Here is a 7,387-nt window from a genome sequence, read left to right on the forward strand (position 1 = left end):
CGGCCCAGGTACTGACATCCAGGTGAACGCCAGGTACCGTCCTGACCCAGTTCACCCGTGTGGACTACACCACCACCTTCCTACAACGGATCGTCCGGCACGTTCCTGCCGGTAGAAGGGGGCCTTCACCATGGCCACTGTCTCGTTCGACAAGGCGACCCGGGTCTACCCCGGCTCGACCAAGCCCGCCGTCGACGCCCTCGACATCCAGATCGAGGACGGCGAGTTCCTCGTCCTGGTCGGGCCGTCCGGCTGCGGCAAGTCGACCTCGCTGCGCATGCTCGCCGGTCTGGAGGACGTCAACGGCGGCGCCATCCGCATCGGCGACCGCGACGTCACGCACCTGCCGCCGAAGGACCGGGACATCGCCATGGTGTTCCAGAACTACGCGCTCTACCCGCACATGACCGTCGCCGACAACATGGGCTTCGCCCTGAAGATCGCCGGCGTCAACAAGGCGGAGATCCGGCAGAAGGTCGAGGAGGCCGCGAAGATCCTCGACCTCACCGAGTACCTGGACCGCAAGCCGAAGGCCCTCTCCGGCGGTCAGCGCCAGCGCGTCGCGATGGGCCGCGCGATCGTCCGTGAGCCGCAGGTCTTCCTCATGGACGAGCCGCTCTCCAACCTGGACGCCAAGCTCCGCGTGTCGACGCGTACGCAGATCGCGTCCCTCCAGCGCCGCCTGGGCATCACCACCGTCTACGTCACCCACGACCAGGTCGAGGCCATGACGATGGGCGACCGGGTGGCCGTGCTGAAGGACGGCCTGCTCCAGCAGGTCGACTCCCCGCGCAACATGTACGACCGCCCCGCCAACCTCTTCGTCGCCGGCTTCATCGGCTCCCCCGCCATGAACCTGGTCGAGGTGCCCATCACCGACGGCGGCGTGAAGTTCGGCAACAGCGTGGTGCCGGTCAACCGCGACGCGCTCAAGGCCGCCGCCGACAGGGGCGACCGCACGGTCACCGTCGGCGTCCGCCCCGAGCACTTCGACGTGGTCGAGCTGGGCGGCGGCTCGGCCGCCACCACCCTGACCAAGGACGCCGCCGACGCCCCGGCCGGCCTCGCCGTCTCGGTGAACGTCGTCGAGGAGCTGGGCGCCGACGGCTACGTCTACGGCACCGCCGAGGTCGGCGGCGAGCAGAAGGACCTGGTCGTCCGCGTCAACGGCCGCCAGGTGCCGGAGAAGGGCGCCACGCTGCACGTCGTGCCGCGCCCGGGCGAGACCCACGTCTTCTCCACGTCGACGGGCGAGCGCCTCACCGACTGAGCCGACGGCCCCGTTCGGCCCCGTTTCCAGAGACGTCCGGTGTGCCGGTGATACCCCGGCACACCGGACGTTTCGAGCAGTGTGCGTCAACCCTCTACCCCATCGGGGACCCCTTCCCATCCCCCGAACCGGTGACTAAATGTCGCCAAATCATCACCGGACGCTACCCTCTCTCGCGTGAAGCACTCCGTGAAGCACTCCACCACGCGACAGACGCGACGCGACCGGGGCCCCGCCCGCCGGATCGGCCGCTCTCTCGCCTTCGTCCTGCCCGTCGTCCTGGTGCTCTCCGGGACCCTCGCGGTGACCCGTGTCGACTGGTCCGGTGACCCCTCGGGCTCGGTGCTGGCCGCGTCGGAGGCGTCCTCCGCCAGGACCGCCGCCCACACCGCCCCCCGCGCCGCCCACGAGGTGCTGCGCGACCGGCTGCTGACCGAGCTCCAGGAGAAGGACCCGGGCGTCGCCCTGACCCACCTCCAGGAGGCGGTCGACGGCCGCCCGTCGCTGGCCCGGCACTGCGCGTCCATCGCCCGCGCCCTCGGCCGCGCCGCGGTGAAGGCGTACGGCCCGACGCGCGCCCAGTCCTACTCCCGCCCGGTCTGCGACACCGCCTTCGCATCCGGGGTCCTCGCCGCGCACAGCTGAGCACCCCACGGGGGGCCGCGGGGCGCCGCGTACAGTTCGGGCATGACCGATCCGAACGCCGCGTCCCGCCGTCCCGTGCAAGCCGTCGTCCTGGCCGGCGGACAGGGTTCCCGGCTGCGTCCCTACACCGACGACCGGCCCAAGCCGATGGTCGAGATCCCGGGCACCGGGACCCCGATCATCGGCCACCAGCTCTCCTGGCTCGCCGAGGAGGGCGTGACGGACGTCGTCGTCTCCTGCGGCCACCTCGCCGAGGTGCTCCAGAAGTGGCTGGAGAACGCGGATCTGCCGCTCTCCGTCACCACCGTCGTGGAGCCCGAGCCCCTCGGCCGCGGCGGCGGCCTCAAGTACGCCGCCGCCCACCTGCCCCACCCCGACCGGCCCTGGTACGCCACCAACGGCGACATCTGGACCCGTTTCTCGCTGCGCGACATGGCCGACTTCCACGCCGAGCGGGACGCCGTCGCGACCCTCGCGATGGCCCGGCCCCGGCTGCCCTGGGGCGCGGTGCGCACGGACGGCTTCGGGCTCATCACCGACTTCATCGAGGCCCCGCCGTCGACCTTCGAGATCAACGCGGGCGTCTACGTCTTCTCGTCCGGCTTCGCCGCGATGCTCCCCGAGCGCGGCGACCACGAGCGGACGACGTTCCCGCGGCTGGCCCGCGAGCGCCGGCTGTCCGGCTTCCCCATCCCGCAGGGCTCCTACTGGCGGGCCATCGACACCGCCAAGGACCTGACGGAGGCCGCCAAGGAGCTGGCCGCGCAGACCCGCTGAGGGGCACACGAGAAGGGGCCCGCACGAGGAGATCGTGCGGGCCCCTTCTGGTAACCACCTGCCGGTACTACCCCAGCAGGCCGCCCACCAGGCGGCTGCCGCCCGGCTGGCCCGTGGAGGACGAACCGCCGCCGTCCCCGTCGCCGCCGCCGGGGGCCGCCGCGCCACCGCCGCCGGTGGAGCCGCCGGCGCCGCCGGACGTGCCGCCCGAGGAGGGCCCGGCGCCGGTGCTGGGCGCCTGGCCGGACGGGGAGGAGGAGCGGCGGGAGGGGGACGTCTGCCCCGGGGCCCCGCCCTGGGACCTGCTCGGCGCCGCGCCCGGCGCGGTACCGCTCTCGCGGGCCGCCTCGGGGGTCGCGGAGGCGTCCCGGGAGGGCTTCTTGTCCTTGTCGCGGCCCTTGGTGCCCTCGGTGGGCGCGGAGGACGCCTCCCCCGAGGACTCGCGCTCCTTGTGCGTACGGGACTCCCCGGGCAGCGGCGTGCCGGGCAGCTCGTTGCGCGGCGCCTCGCCGGGCCCCGGCACGACCACCCGGTCCGCGTCGCGCACCGCGCCGCCGAGCAGCGAGCCGGCCAGCAGGGTGACGCCGGTGACCAGGAAGGTGACGACGATCCCGCGGCGCAGCACGTAGCGGCGCAGCTCCCAGATGTCGGCGCGCGGGCCGAGCCGCCGCCAGGCGCTGCCGGCGAGCCGGCCGTCGACGGAGTAGACCGGGGCGCCCGCGATGATCAGCGGGGACCAGGCGGCGAGGTAGATGATGTCGGGCGCGTCGTAGACCGGGACGCTCTTCCAGCTGACGGTGACGAGCAGCGCCGCCGAGAGGCCGGCCCCGATGACGGCGGCGACCCGCTGCCAGCAGCCCAGGACGGTCAGCACGCCGACGATGACCTGGAGGAAGGCGATGACCAGGCCGGAGCCCACCGGGTGGGAGAGGGCGAACTGGCGCAGCGGCTCGGCCACGTCCCAGGGGTGCAGGGTGTCGAGCCACTTCACCATGGAGCCGCGCTTGCCGCCGTCGAAGTAGACGGGGTCGCAGAGCTTGCCCATGCCGGCGTAGATGGAGATGAAGCCGAGGAAGACGCGCAGCGGGAGCAGCACGACGCCCAGGTTCATCCGGCGGCCGGGGTAGTAGGCGTGCCGCGCGGGGTCGTCGCCGCCGTGCCGCCGGGAGCGGTGCCCGGCGCCGTCCGGGTCGTCGTCGCGGCCGTAGCCGTCGTAGGCGCCGGGGTCGGTGCCGAGGGCGCCATAGCCGTCGTCGCCGTATCCGGAACCCTCATAGCCCGGTTCGCCGTAACCCGGTTCGTCGTAGGCGCTGCCGACCGTGCGCATGGCGGGCAGCAGGCGGGTGCCCTCCGCCGGGACGGGGCCGCGCTGGGCGCCGACGAGCGGGGTCTCCACCGTCTCGTCGACGCGCGGGATGACCTGGGTGGCCCCGGCGTCGGCGGGGGCGGGGGCCTCGGCCGTACGCCCCGCGCCGGCGCGGACCGCCTGGAGGAGGCGGTGGGCGCCGGTGTCGTCCGGCTCGGAGCGGCCGCTCCAGACGACGGGCCGGCGGCGGGCGGGCGCGGGGGCGCCCGCGGCGGCGGGCATGCGGGAGGTGTCCTGGGTGGCGCTCAGGTGGCGGGCGATCCGCGGGGACCGGGCGGGGCGGGTCGAGGCGCCCAACTGCACGCGGAAACTCGCGTGGTTGACGATGACCTGCGCCGGATCGCTCGGCACCTTCACCATGCTCAGCGCGGGAGCGTCGTCGATTCCCGACGAGCGGTCCCCCGTGGGAGTGCGGGGTGTTCTGGTGTCCACACTCATCTAACCGAGTGATGTGTGGTTTGGACACTGCCTTGACCGCGCGGATGTGTCCGGACCCCGTCAAGGCGGCCCGGACAGCCACGGCCTCTGGCGTCAGGCCCGGCGGCGCGCCGCCTCGTAGAGCACGATGCCCGCCGCGACACCGGCGTTGAGCGACTCCGCGCCGCCCGGCATCGGGATCCGCACCCGGAAGTCGCAGGTCTCGCCGACCAGCCGCGACAGCCCCTTGCCCTCGCTGCCGACGACGACGACGACCGGCCCGCCCAGCGCCTCGAGATCACCCAGCTCGACCTCGCCGTCGGCGGCGAGCCCGACGACCGTGATCCCGGCCTTCTGGTACGCCTCCAGGGCGCGGGTGAGGTTGGTGGCGCGGGCCACCGGGGTGCGGGCGGCGGTGCCGGCGGACGACTTCCAGGCGCCCGCCGTCATGCCGGCCGCACGCCGTTCGGGCACGAGCACGCCGTGGCCGCCGAAGGCGGAGACGGAGCGGACGACGGCGCCGAGGTTGCGCGGGTCGGTGACGCCGTCCAGGGCGACGATCAGCGGGTCCGCGCCCTCGTCGGCGGCGGCGTCGGCGAGGTCCTCCGGGTGCGCGTACTCGTACGGCGGGACCTGGAGGACCAGGCCCTGGTGGTTGAGCCCGTTGGTCATCCGGTCCAGCTCGGGGCGGGGCGCCTCCATGAGGTTGATGCCGCCGCGCTCGGCGGCGAGCTGGAGGGCCTCACGCACCCGCTCGTCGCTGTCGATGAACTGCTGCACGTAGAGCGTCGAGGCGGGCACGCCGTCGCGCAGCGCCTCGAACACCGGGTTGCGCCCGACGACCAGCTCGGACGTCGACCGGCCGCCGCCGCGCCGCTGCTGCGGGCGGCCGGTGGCGCGGCGCGCCTTCGCCTGGGCGGCGCGCTGCTTGGCGTGCCCCTTGCGCATCTCGGCGGGGGGCGTCGGCCCCTTGCCCTCCAGGCCCCGGCGCCGCTTGCCGCCGCTGCCGACCTGCGCACCCTTCTTGCCGGACATGCGGCGGTTGTTGGCCATGAGTCACTCGTCTCTGTTCTCGTACGTCTGTGTCTGCTGAAGCTGGTGGTGCTCAGCGGCCGGGGCCGCCGAGACTCCAGCGGGGTCCCTGCGGGCCGTCCTCGATGGCCAGCCCGGACTCTCCGAGCCGGTCCCGGATGGCGTCCGCCGTGGGCCAGTCCTTGCGCGCCCGCGCCGCCTCCCGCTGGTCGAGGACCAGGCGTACGAGGCTGTCGACCACGCCGTGCAGGTCCTCACCGGCATCGGCCTCGCCGGCCCACCGGGCGTCCAGCGGGTCGAGTCCGAGGACACCCAGCATGGCGCGGACCTCGGCGAGGCGCGCGACGGCGGCCTCCTTGTCGTCGGCGGCCAGTGCGCTGTTGCCCTGCCGGACGGTGGTGTGCACGACGGCGAGGGCCTGCGGGACGCCCAGGTCGTCGTCCATCGCCTCGGCGAAGGCGGGCGGCACCTCGGCGGCCGGCTCGACCTGGCCGGCCAGGTCGGTGACGCGCTGCACGAAGCCCTCGATCCGGCCGAAGGCCGACTCGGCCTCGCGCAGCGCCTCCTCGCTGTACTCCACGGTGGAGCGGTAGTGCGGGGTGCCGAGGTAGTAGCGGAGCACGATCGGGCGCCACCGCTTGACCATCTCGGAGACCAGCACCGAGTTGCCGAGCGACTTGGACATCTTCTCGCCGCTCATGGTGACCCAGGCGTTGTGCACCCAGTACCGGGCGAAGGCGTCGCCGAAGCCGTGGGCCTGGGCGATCTCGTTCTCGTGGTGCGGGAAGATCAGGTCGATCCCGCCGCCGTGGACGTCGAACTCCTCGCCGAGGTACTTGTGCGCCATGGCGGAGCACTCCAGGTGCCAGCCGGGCCGCCCGCGCCCCCACGGCGTCTCCCAGCTGGGCTCCCCCGGCTTGACCGCCTTCCACATGGCGAAGTCCCGGGGGTCCCGCTTGCCGGTCTCGCCCTCGCCGGAGGGCTGGCGCAGGTCGTCGAGGTCCTGGTTGGACAGCGAGAGATACCCCGGCAGGGAGCGCACGTCGAAGTAGACGTTGCCCTCCGCCTCGTAGGCGTGGCCGCGCTCGATGAGGCCGCGCATCATCTCGACCATCTCGGTGATGTGGCCGGTGGCACGGGGCTCGTAGGTGGGGGGCAGGCAGCCGAGGGCGGTGTAGGCGTCGTTGAACGCCCGCTCGTTCTCGTAGCCGATGGACCACCAGGGGCGGCGCTGCTCGGCGGCCTTCTTGATGATCTTGTCGTCGATGTCGGTGACGTTGCGGATGAACGTGACGTCGTAGCCGCGGTAGGTGAACCAGCGGCGCATGATGTCGAAGTTCAGCCCCGACCGGATGTGCCCGATGTGCGGGGCGGCCTGCACGGTGGCGCCACAGAGGTAGATCGAGACACAGCCCGGCGTGAGCGGGGCGAAGTCACGGATCTGCCGGGCGCTGGTGTCGTACAGGCGAATAGTCACGGGTCCAGGGTAGTGGGCGGACGGCAATGCCAAGGCCCGCGCAGTGATGCTCTTCTCCAGCTTCTCTGTCCGACAGTGAACGGGTGGTGGGTGGGCACAGGCCGGGGTCCAGGGGCGGAGCCCCTGGCGGGGTCCGGGGCAGCGCCCCGGCAACGGCGCCGCCCCCCCCCCCCCCCCCCCGGCCCCCCCCCCCCCCCCCCCCCCCCGGGGCCCCCCCCCCCGGGGGGGGGGGGGGGGGGGGGGGGGGGGGGGCCCCCCGCACGGGGCTCCGCCCCTGGACCCCGGCCTATGCCCACCCGCCGCCCGTTTACGGTCGGACAGAGACGCCGGGGGGGGTGGGTCCCTCCTGGTCGGGCAGAGAAGTGTCCATCCGCCGACTCCCCCGCCGTGCACCGGAGTTCAC

At 73.6% G+C, this 7,387-nt stretch carries 6 protein-coding genes; 3 read left to right on the forward strand and 3 right to left on the reverse strand.

Annotated elements, in window-relative coordinates; translation table 11 throughout:
* Positions 1-130: 130 nt before the first annotated feature.
* The 3 genes from ACGFZL_RS15435 to ACGFZL_RS15445 all read left to right on the forward strand — a co-directional run bounded on the left by ACGFZL_RS15435 (position 131) and on the right by ACGFZL_RS15445 (position 2,692).
* Positions 131-1,270: an ABC transporter ATP-binding protein gene (locus tag ACGFZL_RS15435; protein ID WP_393691864.1), complete on the forward strand. Its 1,140-nt coding sequence runs from the start codon at positions 131-133 to the stop codon at positions 1,268-1,270.
* Between the two features lie 177 nt (positions 1,271-1,447).
* A complete protein-coding gene (locus tag ACGFZL_RS15440; RefSeq protein WP_355172432.1) occupies positions 1,448-1,915 on the forward strand; it encodes a hypothetical protein in 468 nt (155 codons plus the stop codon).
* A gap of 42 nt (positions 1,916-1,957) precedes the next feature.
* Positions 1,958-2,692 carry an NDP-sugar synthase gene (locus ACGFZL_RS15445; RefSeq protein WP_393691865.1) on the forward strand — a complete coding sequence of 245 codons (735 nt, stop codon included), beginning with the start codon at positions 1,958-1,960 and terminating at the stop codon, positions 2,690-2,692.
* Between the two features lie 67 nt (positions 2,693-2,759).
* Here the strand turns inward: ACGFZL_RS15445 and ACGFZL_RS15450 are convergent, their stop codons facing one another.
* The 3 genes from ACGFZL_RS15450 to cysS all read right to left on the reverse strand — a co-directional run bounded on the left by ACGFZL_RS15450 (position 2,760) and on the right by cysS (position 6,984).
* Positions 2,760-4,496, reverse strand: coding sequence for a DoxX family protein (locus ACGFZL_RS15450; protein ID WP_393691867.1), 1,737 nt, complete (start codon positions 4,494-4,496; stop codon positions 2,760-2,762).
* Positions 4,497-4,589: 93 nt separating this feature from the next.
* Positions 4,590-5,528 carry a 23S rRNA (guanosine(2251)-2'-O)-methyltransferase RlmB gene (gene rlmB / locus ACGFZL_RS15455; RefSeq protein WP_393691869.1) on the reverse strand — a complete coding sequence of 313 codons (939 nt, stop codon included), beginning with the start codon at positions 5,526-5,528 and terminating at the stop codon, positions 4,590-4,592.
* Between the two features lie 52 nt (positions 5,529-5,580).
* On the reverse strand, positions 5,581-6,984 hold the full coding sequence (cysS, locus tag ACGFZL_RS15460) for a cysteine--tRNA ligase (RefSeq protein WP_393691871.1): 1,404 nt from the start codon (positions 6,982-6,984) through the stop codon (positions 5,581-5,583).
* Positions 6,985-7,387 lie beyond the last annotated feature (403 nt).

The sequence above is a fragment of the Streptomyces sp. NPDC048182 genome (genome assembly GCF_043202555.1).
Lineage (GTDB): Bacteria > Actinomycetota > Actinomycetes > Streptomycetales > Streptomycetaceae > Streptomyces.

Coding starts and splice junctions, on each gene's coding strand:
- ACGFZL_RS15435 (WP_393691864.1), top strand. CDS start 131: ATGGCCACTGTCTCGTTCGACAAGGCGACCCGGGTCTACCCCGGCTCG.
- ACGFZL_RS15445 (WP_393691865.1), top strand. CDS start 1,958: ATGACCGATCCGAACGCCGCGTCCCGCCGTCCCGTGCAAGCCGTCGTC.
- ACGFZL_RS15450 (WP_393691867.1), bottom strand. CDS start 4,496: ATGAGTGTGGACACCAGAACACCCCGCACTCCCACGGGGGACCGCTCG.
- rlmB (WP_393691869.1), bottom strand. CDS start 5,528: ATGGCCAACAACCGCCGCATGTCCGGCAAGAAGGGTGCGCAGGTCGGC.